Below are 16,681 nucleotides of genomic sequence, written 5' to 3'. Positions count from 1 at the left end.
GGGCCTCATGATGCTGGTCGAGCCGCCGCGAGGGACGAGCGGCGTGTCGAGACCTCTGCGGGTACCGGGTCTCGAGACGCGTCGCGCATCCCGTCGCAGGCTCCGGTCTGCGCCGAACGCTCCTCGACCTGGCGCTTCATCTCCGCCCTCGCGAGCTCGGGCGAAGCGCGCTCAGTACATCAAGGTGCTGAACGTGTCGGTCTGGCGGAAGCCGACCTTCGCGTACGCGCGGCGGGCGGGCTGGTTCCAGTCGTTGACGTACAACGAGACGGACGGCGCGACGGTCCGGCGTACCTGCTCCACGACGGCGGCCATGCCGGCGGCGGCGAGCCCCTCGCCCCGGCGGTCGGGGTTGACCCAGACGCCTTGCACCTGGGCGTTGGTGGGGGTGGCGAAGGCGACCTCGGCCTTGAAGACGACGCGGCCGCGCTCGTACCTGGCGAACGACCAGCCGAGCTGGACGAGCTGGCGGACGCGGGCGCGGTACCCCTCGGCGCCGCCGCCGAGCTCGGGCGAGACGCCGAGCTCCTCGGTGTACATCGCCACGCACGCGGGGTAGAGCGCGCCGAAGTCCTCGGGACGCGAGGCGCGCACGAGCGGGTCCGGCTCGATCAGCGGTTGGCCGTCGGCGACCAGGTGCGGCTGCTCCCACCGGCTCTCCCGAGGTGGTCCCCACGAGTCGCCCAGCACGTCCCACAGACCGCGTACGGCCGGCTGCGGGCCGACGATCGTGGACACCGTGCGGCCGCGACGCAGCAGCCGCTCACCGAACGCCTCGATGTCGTCCTCCCCCGCCTCGATCGGCACCAGGTTCGCGCCGACGTGGCAGCCGGCGACCAGGTCGCCGTCGACGAATTGGCCCCAGACCTCGCCGCCGAGCAGCCGCGGCTCCAGGCGGGTGGTGCGGGCACGGTGCGCGGCGAAGACGTTGACCGTGGGGTTCCGGTCGGTGAGCGCGAGGAACTCGGCAACGTCGGCGGCGCCGAGCGGGCGCACCCCTGACCGCGTCGTCGTACGCACGGCGAGAGCCTACGCCGCGAGAGCCCTGCCTAGGCTGACCTCCGTGCAGGTCGTCATGAGGGCCGTCGAGGTCGCTCGCACCTCCCTCGCCGACGTCCCGGAGCCCCGTCTGGCGGTCGTGACACGGGGTCCGCGCGCGGCGCTGACCGACCGCCTCGAGCGCGCCCTGCCGGGGGCCGTGGTCGTGCCCCTCGACCTCGAGGACGGCATGGACGCGGTCCACCTCGCCCTCGCCGCCGGCCGGCCGTGGGACCTGGTGCTCGACGTCGCCGGCGGCAAGGGAGCGGCGCACCGGTGGCCCGTGCACCTGCACCATGTACGCCGTGGGGGCGCCGTCGCCGTCCGGCTGCCGGGCCGGCCGAAGCCCCTGGAACGCTCGGTGCGCGAGGTGCTGGCGGCCCAGGCGGCCGGTGTCGAGGCACCGGCGCCGGGTCGCGACCCTCGCGACAACCCCGAGCGCGACCTGGCCGCCCTCGCCGCGTCGGCCCGCGACCTGCGCGTCGAGGACGGCTGGCTGCGCGCCACCAACGAGGTGGCCACGCTGGCCAAGGTGCCCGAGCTCGAGGCCGATGCGTTCCTCTCCGGCCGGGCCGACGCCCGGGTGCTGGCCACGCTCCCCGGCGTCCGCTTCGCGTCCCGCGCCGTCGTGCGGTCCAGCGGCGAGGTACGGCTGCCCACGGAGATCGACGCGCCGCCGATGTCGCTGCGCGAGTACGACGACGTCACCTGCCTCGGTCGCCAGGCGGCGTACGCCGGTGCGCAGCACGGAGGGTTCGTGCTTCCCGAGAGCTACCGGCACCCGTTCAAGCGCCGGCTGCGCAACGTCGCCTTCGCCGAGTGGGCGCCGCGCTTCGTCCGCGAGCCCGAGCCGGCCACGGCGCAGCTGGACGGCGCGTACTTCCTGCTGGACTCCTACGTCCGCGGCCACTTCGGCCACGCCCTCACCGACCAGCTCGGCCACCTCTGGGGGTGGCGGCCGGCGCTCGAACGCCATCCGGAACTGCGCGCCCTCGTCTTCGCCAAGCCCGGGGAGCCGCTCGCCGAGTGGGAGCTCGCGCTGCTGGAGGCCGGCGGCGTGCCGCGCGACCGCGTCGAGGTGAGGCACGAGCCCACCCGGGTCGGCACGTTGCTGTGCACCTCGCCGATGTTCGGCATGCCGGCGTACGTGCACCCATCGATCGCGACGACGTACGCCGTGGTCGGCAGCGGACTCGCCGACCGGGCCGCCCCCGGCCTACCCGGGCCGCTGCGGGTCTTCTGCTCACGCCGGCCCGGCAAGCGCACCTGCCACAACGCCTCCGAGGTCGAGGACCTGTTCGCCGGCCACGGCTTCACCGTCGTCTACCCCGAGGACCACCCGCTGCCCGAGCAGGTGCGGCTGGTGCGCGAGGCCGAGGTGGTCGCGGGGTTCGCGGGCAGCGGGATGTTCCAGATCGCGCTGGCCGGCGGTCCCAAGCACGTCGTGCTGGTGGGCTCGGAGTCCTACACCGCCAGCAACGAGTACCTCATCTCCTCGGTCGTCGGGCACCGCCTCGACCTCGTGCTGTGCCGGCCGGACGTGCCGCGGACCGAGAGGCGCTTCGACAACGCGTCGTACCAGTCCGACTTCACCTACGACGACACGCGCGAGGGCGTCTTCCTCCGCGGGGTGCTCGACGCCCTGTGAGACGGCCGGGAACAAGCGGAGACGACCCTCGGTTAGGGCCGGACATGAGCCAGGACGTCGGTGCCCGGATCGACCGGGCCTCCATCGGACTGCGCAGCGAGCGCGGCCCGATCCTGCTGTCGGTGATGCTGGCGACCGGGCTGGTCGCCATCGACTCCACCATCCTGGCGACCGCGGTGCCGTCGGTCGTGCGGGACCTCGGCGGCTTCTCCCAGTTCCCGTGGCTGTTCTCGGTCTACCTGCTGGCGCAGGCCGTGACGGTGCCGCTGTACGGCAAGTTCGCCGACCTCGTCGGCCGCAAGCCGATGATGCTGCTCGGCATCTCCATCTTCCTGGCGGCTTCGGTGCTGTGCGGGTTCGCGTGGTCGATGACGTCGCTCATCGTGTTCCGTGCCCTGCAGGGCCTCGGCGCCGGAGCCGTGCTGCCGATGGGACAGACCATCATCGGCGACGTCTACTCGGTCGCCGAGCGCGCGAAGGTCACCGGGTACGTCGCCGGCGTCTGGGCCGCCTCGTCGGTGATCGGCCCCACGCTCGGCGGGGTCTTCTCCGACTACATCTCCTGGCGCTGGATCTTCTTCGTCAACATCCCGATCGCGATCGCCGCCATGTGGGTGCTGCAGCGCAGCTTCCACGAGCAGGTGGAGCGCAAGCGGCACCGCATCGACTACGCGGGCGCGGTACTGCTGGCCCTCGGCGCCTCGCTGCTGATCCTCGGCCTGCTCGAGGGTGGTGTGGCCTGGGACTGGGGCTCGGCCACCAGCGTCGCCGTGCTCGCGGGTGCGGTGGCCTTGTTGGTCGCGTTCGGCGTCGTCGAGTCGCGCGCGGCCGAGCCGATCCTCCCCCTGTGGGTCTTCAAGGAGCGGACGCTCAACGGCGCCAACGCCACGTCGCTCTGCGTGGGCGTCATCCTCATCGGCCTCACGTCGTACGTCCCCCTGTACGCCCAGAGCGTGCTCGGTCACGGCGCCGTCATCGCCGGCTTCGCGGTCGCCGCGCTCACGTTGGGCTGGCCGATCGCCGCCTCGCTCTCGGGCCGGATCTACCTGCGTGCCGGGTTCCGGGCCTGCGCGCTGTTCGGGACGCTGTTCGCGATCGCCGGCTCGGCGGTCCTGCTGGGCGTCGACCCGGGCAGCTCGGTGTGGCGGATCGCCTTCGGCTGCTGGGTGATCGGGCTCGGGATGGGCTTCATCGCCTCCCCCGCCCTCATCGCGGCCCAGCAGTCGGCCGACTGGCAGACGCGGGGCGTCGTGACGGCCACGAACCTGTTCGCCCGGTCGCTGGGCAGCGCGGTCGGCGTCGCGGTGTTCGGCGCCATCGCCAACGCCGCCGTGACCTCGCGCGTCGGCGGCGCCCACGAGGACCTCGAGCACCTGCCGGCCGGTGTGCTGTCGCCGGCCATCCACGACGTCTTCCTGGCGTCGTCCGTGGTCGCGGTGCTGGTCGTGCTGACGGTGCTCGTCATGCCCCGGGACATCTCCACCGAGACCCGGACCGGCTGAGCGGGCTCAGCCGAAGCGCGTCAGGTCGAACAGCCCGATCGGCCGCGCCGTCGTACCGTCCAGCGCCAGGTCCGCCAGCACCTCACCGACCACGGGCACGAACTTGAACCCGTGCCCGGAGAAGCCGCAGGCGATGGCCACGTTGCGATGGTGCGGGTGCAGCCCGATGACGAAGTCGTGGTCGGGTGTCGTGGTGTACAGGCAGGTGATCGCCCGCAGGTACGTGCCGGGCAGCGTCGGAAGCAGCGGCCGCACCAGGTCGGCGACCTCGGCCACGTCGGCGGCGGTGACGACCCGGTCGACCTCGTCGGGATCCGTCACGGCGCCCCGGTGGTGCAGGCCGATCTTCACGCCACCGTCCTCGTCGAGGCAGGGGAAGCCGTAGGGGCTCAGGCCCGGGCGCTCCCAGACGAACACGGGCTGCGCGCCCAGGGCGTACGCCGCGGGATCGGTCGGCCGGAACCAGAACACCGCCTGCCGGCTGACGACCAGCGGCAGCCCGAGGTCGGCCAGCATCGTGGGCGCCCAGGCGCCCGGCGTGACGACCAGCCGGTCGCCCTCGACCGTGCCGGCCGACGTCTCGACACGGACGCCGTCGTCGCCCGCGGTCCAGGAGAGGGCTCGCGCGGTGACGAGCTCGGCGCCCGCCGCCCGGGCGCGGCGCCAGTGGGCGAGCACCGCGCGCTCGGGGCGCACGAACCCGCTGCGCTCCTCGTACACGCCGACCTCGTCGTCGCGCGGGGCGAAGGCCGGGAACCGGCGGCGGATCTCGCCGGCGTCGAGCACCTGGTGCGGAAGGCCGTGCTCCCGCGCGCTCGCCAGCGACCCGGACACGGCGTCGGTCTCGGGCCGCCCGAGGAACAGCCCGCCGGTCAGCAGGAAGAGGCCGGGGTCCTCGCGCTCGAGGTCCTCCCACAGCTCATACGAGCGCAGCACGAGGGGCACGTACGCCGGGTCCTCGAAGTACGCCTGCCGGATGATCCGCGACTCGCCGTGGCTGGAGCCGCGGTCGTGCCCGGGCTCGAACTGCTCGACCGCGACGACCTCCGCGCCGCGGGCGGCCAGGTGGGCCGCCGCCGCGCTGCCCATGCCACCGAGGCCGAGCACGATCACCTTCGTCACGGCCCGAACCTTCCGCTGGTCGAGGAAGGCGCGCCAGCGCCTGTCACGAGACCCGGTGACCGATCAGGAGACCGAGACGCTGGCGGTGGATCCCTCGACCGGCTCCATCCCCTCGGCGATGCGCATGGCCTCCTCGATGAGGGTCTCCACGATCTGCGACTCGGGGACGGTCTTGATGACCTCGCCCTTGACGAAGATCTGGCCCTTCCCGTTGCCGGAGGCGACGCCGAGGTCGGCCTCGCGGGCCTCGCCAGGACCGTTCACGACGCAGCCCATCACCGCGACGCGCAGCGGCACCTCGAGACCGTCCAGCCCGGCGGTGACCTCCTCGGCCAGCTTGTAGACGTCGACCTGCGCGCGCCCGCAGGACGGGCAGGAGACGATCTCGAGGCGTCGCGGCTTCAGGTTCAGCGACTCCAGGATCTGGAGACCGACCTTCACCTCCTCGACCGGGGGCGCGGACAGGGAGACGCGGATGGTGTCGCCGATCCCCTTGCTCAGCAGGGCGCCGAAGGCGACCGACGACTTGATGGTCCCCTGGAACGCCGGGCCGGCCTCGGTCACGCCGAGGTGCAGCGGCCAGTCACCCGCCTCGGCGAGCAGCTCGTAGGCGCGCACCATCACGACGGGGTCGTTGTGCTTGACCGAGATCTTGAAGTCGTGGAAGTCGTGCTCCTCGAAGAGGCCGGCCTCCCAGACCGCGCTCTCCACGAGCGCCTCGGGGGTCGCCTTGCCGTACTTGTCCAGGATCCGCTTGTCGAGCGAGCCGGCGTTCACGCCGATCCGGATCGAGGTGCCGTGGTCCTTGGCGGCGGCCGCGATCTCCTTGACCTGGTCGTCGAACTTGCGGATGTTGCCGGGGTTCACGCGGACCGCCGCGCAGCCCGCCTCGATGGCGGCGAAGACGTACTTGGGCTGGAAGTGGATGTCCGCGATCACCGGGATCTGCGAGTGCTGGGCGATCTCGGGCAGCGCGTCGGCGTCGTCCTGGCTCGGGCAGGCGACTCGGACGATGTCGCATCCGGTCGCGGTCAGCTCGGCGATCTGCTGGAGCGTGGCGTTGACGTCGCTGGTGAGCGTGGTGGTCATCGACTGCACCGAGATCGGGTGGTCGCTGCCGACGCCGACCTTGCCCACCTGGATCTGGCGCGTCCTGCGGCGCGGGGCCAGCACGGGCGGGGGCGCTTCGGGCATGCCGAGGCTGATGGCGGTCACGGGTTCGAGCGTACCGAGGCCCCGTCGGCCGCGCCGATTCCGGAGCCCATGGGCGAGTAACGCACCCGCAGCAGCACTTCTACCCCCATGTATGCGGGCAGAAGACCCGCTACGGGTGCGTTACTCGCCACCAGCCGGGCGTCGCTCACGACTCGATGTGCAGCGGTACGACGAGGTCGCCGACGATCAGCACGACGCCCATGATCAGCATCGCGACCGCCACGACGTAGGCGATCGGCAACAGCTTGGCCACGTCGACGTACCCGGGGTCGGGGCGACCGCGCAGCTTGGCGGCGGCCCGGCGGAGGGCCTCCCACAGCGCGCCGGCGATGTGGCCGCCGTCGAGGGGCAGCAGCGGCACGAAGTTGAACATCCCGATGAAGAAGTTGAAACCGGCGACCAGCATCAGCAGGAAGACGAGCTTCTCGGCGATCGGGAAGTCCTGGTGCGCGGCGGTCTCGCCCGCGATCCGGCCGCCGCCGACGATGCTGACGGGGCTGTCGGGCGAACGCTCCTGGAGCCCGACGATCGCGCGGGCCACGCCCCAGACCTTCACCGGCAGCTTGCCGAGGGCCTCGAAGGTGTCCTTGGCCATCGTGCCCATCTGCTGCAGCGTGTAGATCGGGCCGCCGCGGGTGATCGCGACGTGCGCGACCGGAGTGACCCCGAGGAAGCCCACCTGGGTCAGCGAGAAGTCCTTCTCGGACGTGGGCCGCGCCTGGACCGTCGTGCTGGTCCGGCCGACGAGGGCCTGGCCGTCGCGCTCGTAGCCGATGACGGCCTTGCCGCTCTCGTTGCCGCGGATCAGCGCACGGAACTGCTCCCAGCTGGTGATCTCGGTGCCGTTGAAGCTGGTGATGACGTCACCGGGCCGCAGCCCCGCCTCGACGGCCGGCGTCGGCGGGTCGTCCTTCGTGCAGGCGCGGCCCTCCTCGACGTACGGGATCACGCACGCCGACACGGTGTCGATCACCGGGCGCCCGGCGTCGGGCTCGAGCGAGCGGCTGCCGTAGGTGGCGAAGACCCCGAGGAAGATGATGAAGGCGATGAGGATGTTCACCGACGGCCCGCCGGCCATCACGACGACCTTCTTCCACCACGGCATCTTGTAGAAGAGGCGGTCGGCGTCGCCCGGCTTGACGTGCTCCCACTCGGCCGCGCGGGCGTCGGAGATCAGCTGGGTGAACAGCCCGGTGTTGGACTTGCGGACCTTGACGACCTGGTTGCCCTGCTCGTCGTAGGTCACCTCGTCGGCGACCCCGGTGACCGCGTCGACGGTCGGCGGCAGCATCCCGACGATCTTCACGTAGCCGCCGAGCGGGATGGCCTTGATGCCGTACTCGGTCTCGCCGCGGGTGCGGCTCCAGACGGTCGGGCCGAAGCCGATGAAGTACTGCGTGACCTTCCCGCCGAACTTCTTGGCCGGGATCATGTGGCCGAGCTCGTGCAGGCCGATGGACACCAGGATGGCCACCACGAAGACGACCACCCCGAGGGTGTAGTACACGGCGCTCAACGGATCTCCAGTCACGTTCCGACGAGGCGGGTCGCCTCGGCACGCGCCCAGGCGTCGGCGGCGAGCACGTCGTCGACGGTGAGCTGCACCTCCGAGCGTACGTCGTGGGCGGCGAGCACGTCGGCGATCGTGGGCACGATCCGGCGGAACTCCAGGCGGCCGGCGCGGAACGCCTCGACCGCGACCTCGTTGGCCGCGTTGTAGACGGCGGGCGCCGTACCGCCGGCGGATCCGGCGTCGCGAGCCAGCGCCACCGACGGGAACGCCTCGTCGTCCAGCGGGAAGAACTCCCAGGTCTCGGGCTTGGTCCAGTCGACGGGCGGCGCGGTGTCGGGGAGCCGGTCAGGCCAGGCGAGCCCGAGCGCGATGGGGATGAGCATCGTCGGCGGGCTGGCCTGCACCAGCGTGGAGCCGTCCACGAACTCGACCATCGAGTGGACCACGCTGGTCGGGTGCACCACGACCTCGATCCGGTCGAACGGGATGCCGAAGAGCAGGTGCGCCTCGATCACCTCGAGCCCCTTGTTGACCAGGGTCGCGGAGTTGATGGTCACGACCGGGCCCATGCTCCAGGTGGGGTGCGCGAGGGCGTCCTCGACGGTGACGTCGGCGAGCTGGTCGAAGGTGCGGCCGCGGAAGGGCCCGCCACTGGCGGTGAGCACCAGGCGGCGTACCTCGTCGGCCGTGCCACCGCGCAGGCACTGCGCGAGCGCGGAGTGCTCGGAGTCGACGGGCACGATCTGCCCCGGCTTGGCGCGGCCGCTCACGACCGGCCCGCCGATGATGAGGGACTCCTTGTTGGCCAGCGCCAGCGTGGTGCCGGCGTCCAGCGCCGCCAGCGTGGGCCGCAGCCCGACAGCGCCCGTGATGGCGTTGAGCACGACGTCACAGTCCATCGCGGCGGCCTCGACGGAGGCCTCCTCGCCCAGCCCGGAGTACGCCGGGCGCCACTCGGCAACCTGGGCGTCGAAGAGCTCCTGGTTGCTGCCGCCGGCCGTCAGCCCCACGACCCGGAAGCGGTCGGGGTTGGCGCGGACGACGTCGAGGGCCTGGGTGCCGACGGATCCCGTCGAGCCCAGGACGACGACGCGGCGCGGACCAGTCACGGCGCCATTGTGACCGGCTCGCCCGCCAGCAGCCTGGCAAGGGCGTCGTACGGCCAGCCGGTGCTGCTCTCCAGGAGCTCTCCCGTGCTGACCGTGCGGCCGTCGGCCTCGATGGCCGGCGCGTCCGCGCGTACCTCGGCGCAGGGCGCCGGGTCGGTCCGCCCGGCGCGCAGCACGACGTCCCAGTCGAGCTCGTCGCCCTGCCCGCCGCGGCGCACGACCCCTCCGCCCGGCATCGCGACGGCCGCGGAGTCGTCGCGGACGAACGTCGCCCCGACCCGCAGGCACGCCAGCAGGACGACCAGCCCGTCCCGGCCGGTCAGGCCGCTTCTCACGCGGTCACCCACGCCCACGCCGAAGGCCCGCAGCACGCCCCCGAACGCGGCGACCTCCTCGAGCAGCCGCGCGAACGTCGTCGGCCGCTCGCCGTCGGGACGGAGCGCGACGGCGTCGGCCCGGCCGTGGATGACGTGCCGGTCGAGTGCGTTGAAGCACACATTCAGGGTGTCCGGACGGTGGATCCAGTCGATTTCCACGGTCTACACCTTCCCTTTCCGCAGTCCTCTGGCACCGGAGCGACGGATTCCCTACATTTGCTCGCATGACCCAGACCCTCGTGGGCGGCCCGGCGCTGCCCCAGGAACGCCGCCTCGTCACCGACATCCCCGGACCGCGCTCGACCGAGCTGCTGGCCCGCAAGAAGGCGGCGGTGGCCGACGGGGTCGGCACCACTCTGCCGGTGTTCATCGAGGCCGCGGGCGGCGGGGTGCTGCTCGACGCCGACGGCAACTCGCTCATCGACCTCGGTTCGGGCATCGCGGTGGTCTCGGTCGGCAACGCGGCCCCGGCCGTCGTGCGCAACGTCCAGGACCAGGTGGCGGCGTTCACCCACACCTGCTTCATGGTCACGCCGTACGCCGGCTACGTCGAGGTCTGCGAGGCGCTGGCCGAGCTGACCCCGGGCTCGCACGCGAAGAAGAGCGCGCTCTTCAACTCCGGCGCCGAGGCGGTCGAGAACGCCGTCAAGATCGCCCGGGTCGCGACCGGCCGGGACGCCGTCGGCGTCTTCGACCACGCCTACCACGGCCGCACGAACCTCACGATGGCGATGACGGCCAAGAACATGCCGTACAAGCACGGCTTCGGCCCGTTCGCCTCCGAGGTCTACCGGGCCCCGATGTCCTACCCGTTCCGCGACGGACTCTCCGGTGAGGAGGCGGCCGCTCGCGCGATCGACACCCTGGACAAGCAGGTCGGCGTGGCCAACCTCGCGTGCGTCGCCATCGAGCCGATCCTCGGCGAGGGCGGGTTCATCGAGCCGGCGCCGGGGTTCCTGCCGGCCCTCTCCGCGTGGGCGTCCGAGAACGGCATCGTCTTCATCGCCGACGAGATCCAGTCGGGCTTCTGCCGGACCGGCTCGTGGTTCGCCGTCGACCACGAGGGTGTCGTGCCCGACCTGGTCACCACCGCCAAGGGCATCGCCGGCGGCCTGCCGCTGGCCGGTGTCACCGGCCGCGCCGAGATCATGGACGCCGTGCACGTCGGCGGCCTCGGCGGCACCTACGGCGGCAACCCGGTCGCCTGCGCCGCCGCCCTCGGCTCGATCGCGGAGATGAAGGAGCACGCCCTCGACGCCCGCGCGCTCGAGATCGGCACCCTGATCCGCGGCCGCCTCGAGAAGCTCGCCGCCGAGCACCCGGTGATCGCGGACGTCCGCGGCCGCGGCGCGATGCAGGCCATCGAGCTGTGCACGCCGGGCACCAAGGAGCCGGACCCCGTCCGCGCGGCCGCCGTGTCGGCGTACTGCCACAAGAACGGCGTCGTCACGCTGACCTGCGGCACCTGGGGCAACGTCTTCCGGTTCCTGCCCCCGCTGGCCATCTCCGACTCCCTGCTCGACGAGGCGTTCGACGTCGTCGCGGAGGGGTTCGCCGCGACGGCGTGAGGCCATGCTGGTCGAGCCCGCGAGGTCTCGACTCGCGCTCGTCCCTCGCGCGGCTCGACCACCAAAGCGCGGTGTCGAGACCCGGTGACGGTGTCGGCGGTCTCGACACGGGCTCGCCCAGGGGCTCGCCCGGCTCGACCAGCATGAACGGGCCCTCGATAGCCTGAACGGGTGCCCAGCCCCGTCCACGTCCTGACCGAACGCTTCCAGGCTGCGCTCGCGAAGGCGTTCGGGGACGGGTACGCCGATGCCGACCCGGTCATCAGGCCGAGCCAGTTCGCGGACTTCCAGGCGAACGCCGCGCTGGCGCTGGCCAAGCGGCTCGGCGAGAACCCGCGCGCCGTCGCGCAGAAGATCGTGGACGCCCTCGACCTCACCGGGATCGCGGAGCCGCCGGAGATCAGCGGACCGGGGTTCGTGAACGTCCGGCTGAGCAGCGCGTGGATCGGCGCCCAGGTGGACGGCTTCGACGACCGCCTCGGCGTACCTCTCCAGTCACCGTTGACGATCCCCGTCGACTACTCGGCCCCCAACGTCGCCAAGGAGATGCACGTCGGCCACCTGCGCACGACCGTGGTCGGCGATGCGCTCGTTCGCACGCTCGAGCACCTCGGCCACCACGTGATCCGGCAGAACCACGTCGGCGACTGGGGCACGATGTTCGGGATGCTCATCGAGCACCTGCTGGACGTCGGCGAGGACTCCCCCGACGCCCAGCTGATGGTCACCGACCCGAACGCCTTCTACGCGGCCGCGAACGCGGAGTTCCAGAGCGACCCCGAGTTCGCGACGCGGGCACGGTCGCGCGTGGTCAAGCTGCAGGGCGGGGACGAGGACACGCTGCGTCACTGGCACGAGCTCGTCGACCTGTCGAAGCAGTACTTCAACCGCATCTACGACACCCTCGGCGTCACGCTCACCGACGCGGACCTGGCGGGCGAGTCGACGTACAACGACGAGCTCGCGGGCATCTGCGACGAGCTCGAGGCGCAGGGCATCGCCACGATCAGCGATGGGGCGCTGTGCGTGTTCCTCGACGGGTACACCGGCCGCGAGGGCAAGCCGGTCCCGCTGATCATCCGCAAGTCCGACGGCGGCTACGGCTACGCGACCACCGACCTCGCCACCATCCGCCGCCGCGTCCGGGACATGAAGGCCGACCGGATCCTCTACGTCATCGGCGTCACCCAGGCGCTGCACCTCAACATGGTCTGGGACACCGCGCGCAAGGCCGGCTGGCTCACCGACGACGTCGAGGTCGTGCACGTGCAGATCGGCAGCGTCCTCGGCGAGGACCGCAAGCTCCTGCGCACCCGCTCCGGCAAGCCGCTCAAGCTGATGGACCTGCTCGAGGAGGCCGTGTCGACGGCACGGGCCGTGGTCGACGAGGCGCGACCGGACCTCGACGAGAGCGTGCGCGCGGCCATCGCCCCCCAGGTGGGCATCGGCGCGATCAAGTACGCCGACCTCTCGGTCGCCCACGACAGCGACTACGTCTTCGACCTCGACCGGATGGTCTCGCTCACCGGCAACACCGGGCCCTACCTCCAGTACGCCGCGGCCCGGATCCGCTCGATCTTCCGGTCGGCCGGCCTCGACCCGGATCAGCTGTCCGGGCAGGCCGACGCGCCCCTGGTGATCACCGAGCCGGCCGAGCGCGCGCTCGCGCTGGCCCTCCTCGACTTCGGCGACGTCGTCGTCCACGTCGGCGACCAGCTCGAGCCGCACCGCCTGTGCGGCTACCTGTTCGAGCTCGCGCAGCAGTTCTCGGCGTTCTACGAGCAGTGCCCGGTGCTCAAGGCCGACACGGAGGCGCGCGCGTCGCGGCTCGCGCTGTGCAAGGCCACCCTCGCCGTCCTCGACCAGGGCCTCGACCTCCTCGGGATCGCACGGCCCCAGCAGATGTGATCTGGTACCTCGGCTACGGCTCGAACCTCTCCCGGGCCCGGTTCGCCTGCTACGTCGAGGGCGGCACGCCGCCCGGCGCCCGCCGCTCGTACGCCGGCTGCCGCGACCGCACTCCCCCGCGAGCCACCGTCGCGCTCCGGGTGCCGGGCCGGCTGACGTTCGCCGGCGAGTCCACGGTCTGGGGCGGCGGCATGGCGTTCCTCGACCCGGACGGCTCGTCGCAGGTGCACGGCCGCGCGTACCTGCTCACCGAGGGGCAGCTCGCCGACGTCGCGGCCGAGGAGACGCGGTACGACGCGCAGTCGGTGGTCGCCGAGCACGAGGGGCTCCCCGTGGTCGCGTTCACCCGCTCCGAGCCGCTCGAGACGGCCGCGCCCAGCGCGGCGTACCTCGGCACGATCCTGCACGGGCTGGCCGACGGCGTGCTGGCGCACGGCGCGGCGGTCGAGTACCTGCTCGCCGCGCCCGGCGTCGACCTGCTGTGGGACCGCGCGACGATCGCGGCGCTGGAACACCCGGCGGCGCACCGGGGTTGAGCCCGTCGTGACGTCTCCCGCTCTGTCCGTGCTCGACCTCGTCCCCGTCCGGTCCGACCAGACGACCTCCGACGCCCTGGCCGCGACGCGGAGCCTCGCGCGGGTGGCCGACGAGCTCGGGTTCCGCAGGTACTGGCTGGCGGAGCACCACAACATGCCGGCCGTCGCCGCGACCAACCCGCCGGTGCTGATCGCGATGGTCGCCGCGGCCACCGAGCGCATCCGCGTCGGCTCGGGCGGCGTGATGCTGCCCAACCACGCGCCACTCGTGGTCGCCGAGCAGTTCGCGCTCCTCGAGGCCGCGCACCCCGGCCGCATCGACCTCGGACTGGGCCGCGCGCCCGGCACGGACCCGGTGACCGCCTGGGCACTGCGTCACGGCGGCGGCGGTGTCGAGGCGGACGCGGCGGAGCACTTCCCGACGTACGTCGACAACATCATCACGATGATGTCGCCGGGCGGCGCCGGCCTCGACGTCGGCGGCCGGCTGCACGCCCTCAACGCGACGCCGCACGCGGTCGGCACGGCAACCGTGTGGCTGCTCGGGTCGTCGGACTTCTCGGCGCGGCTGGCGGCCGACAAGGGCCTGCCGTTCGTGTTCGCCCACCACTTCTCGGGGCAGGGCACGGCGGAGGCGCTGACGCTGTACCGGGAGACGTACCAGCCGTCCGAGGCGCACCCCGAGCCGCGCACGTTCCTCACCGTGAACGCCGTCGTCGCGGACACGCAGGACGACGCCGATCGCTTGTCGCTCCCCAACCTGCTGGCGATGGTCGCCCTGCGCACCGGTCAGCCGCTCTCCGCGCAGTCGCTCGTCGAGGACGCGGAGGCCCGCGGCCTGCCCGAGCAGCACCAGTCGCTCGCCCACGCCATGCTCGGCCGCTGGGTCGTCGGCACGCCGGACTCCGCGGCCAAGCAGGTACGCGAGCTCGCCGAGACCTACGACGTGGACGAGGTCATGCTGCACCCCGTCGCCGGCGCGCACGCGGGTACGCCGGCCGACCGCTCCCCCGCCCGCGAGGCGACGCTGCGGCTGCTCGCGGAGTCGCTGGCCTGAGGCTCAGCCCGCCACGGGTCGCAGCACGGCGACCGGGATGGTCCGGCCGGCCCGCTCGGCGTACCGGCGCACCTCGGGAGCCTGCGCCAGCACGGTGTCGAGCCAGGCGGCTTCCCTCTCGGCGCCGAGCAGCTCGCGCGGACGGACCTCGAGGCGCTCGGCACCGACCTGCACCGCGGCGACGTCGGCGCGCCGCAGGTTGCGGAACCAGTCCGGGTCCTGCTGCGAGCCTGATCCGGTCCCCCACACCACAAACCCTTCGGGCACCTCGAGGAAGCGGACGCAGGTCTCGCGCGGCAGGCCGGTACGCCGACCGGGCACCGTCAGCAGCAGCACGTGGACGTCGCGACGCCCGCTCGAGAAGCGTCCGTCCCACCGGCGGTACGACCACGCACCCATGCGGTTGCCGATGCGGGTCAGGCGCTTCTTCATGTCGACACCGCCGAGCGGGCGACCTCACCGATCCGGCGCAGGTCCTCGACCAAGCGCGCGTCGCGGTCCTGGTGGGAGGGGATGAGCCGGGCGTACAGGCGGTCGAGCAGCCACGGCGCCCGGACGACGTGGAACGACTGCCGGATCCGCGTGCCCGTGCCCGACGGCTCGAGCTCGATCCGCCACTCGGTGCTGTCGGGGAAGAGCCGGGTCGGCAGTGTCCGCCAGACGAGCGTCCGCGGGGCGTCCGCCTGGAGGACCTCGCTGGTCCGGCTCCAGGTCCAGATGCTCGCCCGGTTGCGACCGCGGAACCGGGCACCCGGTCGGGCGCCTTGGGCCCCGTCGGCGCCGGCCAGCCACTCGACGCTGCGGCACTCGTGGCTCCACTCGCCGACCCGGGTCACGTCCGCGACCACCGCCCAGACGGCCTCGGGGACCGCGTCGACCTCGACCTCGACCGTGGAGTGCTTCTGCACCTGCTTCACGACGTCACCGCCAGCAGGCGAGCGAGCGTGCCGGCGAGCCAGGCGTGGTACTCCTGCACGCTCCTGCCGGCGACCTGGGTCATCAGGAAGTAGATCTCGGCGCCGGTGAGGGCCCACACCCCGTCGACCACCTCGTCCGACAGTGGTCGCCCCGCGACTCGCTCGGCCCCGGAGCGGACGTTGGCGCGGCGGCTCCGCTCGAGCTCGCGCAGCTTCTCGGCGAGCTGCGGCTCGCTCGCGGCCGCCTCGACGAGCGCCCGCCGCAGGCCCCAGGTCCGCTCGTTGATGTGAGTCAGGAGGGTCGCCGTGGCCGCGATCCGCTCATCGAGGCCGCCCACACCCAGCGCGGCGAACTCCGGCCGTTCCGCCAGCGGGACGCCCTCGGTGTCACCCACGACGCCGGCGTCGATGGCCGCGAGCAACAGGGCGGGCTTGGACCCGAACCCGGCGTACACCGTCTCCACCGACACCCCCGCCCGCTCGGCGACGTCGCGCATCCCGCTCCCGGCCCACCCTCGCTCGGAGAACAGCCGCGTCGCGGCCGCGAGCACCAGCGCCCGGTTCTCCGCGGCCTGCTGCTCGCGCCGCGGCGAGCGATAGGAGCGCGTCCCGCTGCTCATCCGACGGTCGCCCGGCGGTCGCCCGGCGGTCGGGCGTCCACCAGGCGGCGGCCTGGGCCGTCGTGGTGCGTCATGTGCCTCACCTCGGCGCCAGGCTAGGCCGATCGGCTATTCGATACAAGAGCGTTCTGGTGAATCACGTCCTTCGGTGGAAGGTCGTGGATCCGTTGGGATGGTGGTGGGTCTGCCAGGCGGGGTCGTGGGCGCGGTGGTGGTGGAAGGGGCACAGGAGCTTGCCGTCGGCGAGGTTCGTCTTCCCGCCGCGGGACCAGGGCTGCTGGTGGTGGGCTTCGCACCACGCGGCGGGGATCGAGCAGCCGTCGGCGGTGCATCCACGGTCGCGGATCGCCATGGCCTTGCGTTGCGGACCGGTGAAGAGGCGTTTGCTGCGGCCGAGGTCGAGGATCTCGCCCTTCCCGCTCAGGACGACGGGGATGATGCCGGCCTGGCAGGCCAGCCGTCGGGTCTGGTCGGCGGTGAGCCGGTCCCCGGTGGAGGTCTCCGCGATCCCGGCGCCGCTGCGGAGGGACTCGAGGGTGGTCATCACCATC

The 16,681-nt window shown here is 72.5% G+C and carries 16 protein-coding genes; 6 read left to right on the top strand and 10 right to left on the bottom strand.

Annotated elements, in window-relative coordinates; all coding sequences use genetic code 11:
* Positions 1-171: 171 nt before the first annotated feature.
* A complete protein-coding gene (locus ISU07_RS22825; RefSeq protein WP_194709165.1) occupies positions 172-1,020 on the bottom strand; it encodes a GNAT family N-acetyltransferase in 849 nt (282 codons plus the stop codon).
* A gap of 43 nt (positions 1,021-1,063) precedes the next feature.
* On the opposite strand from ISU07_RS22825, the gene ISU07_RS24995 reads away from it, so the two are divergent.
* Together ISU07_RS24995 and ISU07_RS22815 are read left to right on the top strand one after the other, a co-directional pair.
* Positions 1,064-2,686: a glycosyltransferase family 61 protein gene (locus ISU07_RS24995; RefSeq protein ID WP_194709164.1), complete on the top strand. Its 1,623-nt coding sequence runs from the start codon at positions 1,064-1,066 to the stop codon at positions 2,684-2,686.
* Positions 2,687-2,730: 44 nt separating this feature from the next.
* Positions 2,731-4,188 (top strand): MDR family MFS transporter, encoded by a 1,458-nt coding sequence (locus ISU07_RS22815; protein ID WP_194709163.1) that lies wholly within the window; start codon positions 2,731-2,733, stop codon positions 4,186-4,188.
* A gap of 6 nt (positions 4,189-4,194) precedes the next feature.
* On the opposite strand, the gene solA is transcribed toward ISU07_RS22815, so the two are convergent.
* The 5 genes from solA to ISU07_RS22790 form a co-directional block, all read right to left on the bottom strand.
* A complete protein-coding gene (gene solA, locus ISU07_RS22810) occupies positions 4,195-5,310 on the bottom strand; it encodes an N-methyl-L-tryptophan oxidase (RefSeq protein ID WP_323742771.1) in 1,116 nt (371 codons plus the stop codon).
* A gap of 63 nt (positions 5,311-5,373) precedes the next feature.
* A complete protein-coding gene (gene ispG / locus ISU07_RS22805; protein ID WP_228522469.1) occupies positions 5,374-6,504 on the bottom strand; it encodes a flavodoxin-dependent (E)-4-hydroxy-3-methylbut-2-enyl-diphosphate synthase in 1,131 nt (376 codons plus the stop codon).
* A 166-nt stretch (positions 6,505-6,670) separates the two neighbouring features.
* On the bottom strand, positions 6,671-8,032 hold the full coding sequence (locus ISU07_RS22800) for a site-2 protease family protein (protein ID WP_323742781.1): 1,362 nt from the start codon (positions 8,030-8,032) through the stop codon (positions 6,671-6,673).
* A 20-nt stretch (positions 8,033-8,052) separates the two neighbouring features.
* Positions 8,053-9,147: a 1-deoxy-D-xylulose-5-phosphate reductoisomerase gene (gene dxr / locus ISU07_RS22795; RefSeq protein ID WP_194709160.1), complete on the bottom strand. Its 1,095-nt coding sequence runs from the start codon at positions 9,145-9,147 to the stop codon at positions 8,053-8,055.
* On the bottom strand, positions 9,144-9,683 hold the full coding sequence (locus ISU07_RS22790; RefSeq protein WP_194709159.1) for a hypothetical protein: 540 nt from the start codon (positions 9,681-9,683) through the stop codon (positions 9,144-9,146). The genes dxr and ISU07_RS22790 overlap by 4 nt, the downstream gene beginning before the upstream one ends.
* A gap of 65 nt (positions 9,684-9,748) precedes the next feature.
* Between ISU07_RS22790 and gabT the strand changes: the two genes are divergently transcribed.
* The 4 genes from gabT (at position 9,749) to ISU07_RS22770 (ending at position 14,593) form a co-directional block, all read left to right on the top strand.
* The gene (gabT, locus tag ISU07_RS22785; protein ID WP_194709158.1) at positions 9,749-11,092 is read left to right on the top strand and encodes a 4-aminobutyrate--2-oxoglutarate transaminase; all 1,344 of its coding nucleotides are present in this window, start codon (positions 9,749-9,751) and stop codon (positions 11,090-11,092) included.
* Between the two features lie 192 nt (positions 11,093-11,284).
* The gene (gene argS / locus ISU07_RS22780) at positions 11,285-13,000 is read left to right on the top strand and encodes an arginine--tRNA ligase (RefSeq protein ID WP_228522467.1); all 1,716 of its coding nucleotides are present in this window, start codon (positions 11,285-11,287) and stop codon (positions 12,998-13,000) included.
* Positions 12,997-13,536 carry a hypothetical protein gene (locus tag ISU07_RS22775; protein WP_194709156.1) on the top strand — a complete coding sequence of 180 codons (540 nt, stop codon included), beginning with the start codon at positions 12,997-12,999 and terminating at the stop codon, positions 13,534-13,536. Before argS ends, ISU07_RS22775 begins: the two co-directional genes overlap by 4 nt.
* Before the next feature lie 7 nt (positions 13,537-13,543).
* Entirely contained in the window at positions 13,544-14,593 is a 1,050-nt protein-coding gene (locus tag ISU07_RS22770; protein ID WP_194709155.1) for an LLM class flavin-dependent oxidoreductase, read from the top strand.
* 3 nt (positions 14,594-14,596) lie between these two features.
* Here the strand turns inward: ISU07_RS22770 and ISU07_RS22765 are convergent, their stop codons facing one another.
* The 4 genes from ISU07_RS22765 to ISU07_RS22750 form a co-directional block, all read right to left on the bottom strand.
* On the bottom strand, positions 14,597-15,025 hold the full coding sequence (locus ISU07_RS22765) for a nitroreductase/quinone reductase family protein (protein WP_194709154.1): 429 nt from the start codon (positions 15,023-15,025) through the stop codon (positions 14,597-14,599).
* Complete coding sequence (locus ISU07_RS22760; RefSeq protein ID WP_194709153.1) at positions 15,022-15,510, bottom strand: SRPBCC family protein; 489 nt, start codon at positions 15,508-15,510, stop codon at positions 15,022-15,024. Before ISU07_RS22760 ends, ISU07_RS22765 begins: the two co-directional genes overlap by 4 nt.
* Positions 15,507-16,130, bottom strand: coding sequence for a TetR/AcrR family transcriptional regulator (locus tag ISU07_RS22755; protein WP_194709152.1), 624 nt, complete (start codon positions 16,128-16,130; stop codon positions 15,507-15,509). The genes ISU07_RS22760 and ISU07_RS22755 overlap by 4 nt, the downstream gene beginning before the upstream one ends.
* A 136-nt stretch (positions 16,131-16,266) precedes the next feature.
* Positions 16,267-16,681: HNH endonuclease signature motif containing protein (locus ISU07_RS22750; RefSeq protein ID WP_194709151.1), on the bottom strand; the 415-nt coding region annotated here is incomplete at its 5' end.

Source organism: Nocardioides islandensis, assembly GCF_015352455.1.
GTDB classification, from domain to species: Bacteria; Actinomycetota; Actinomycetes; order Propionibacteriales; family Nocardioidaceae; genus Nocardioides; species Nocardioides islandensis.
This window is presented reverse-complemented; position numbering and strand designations above follow the sequence as displayed.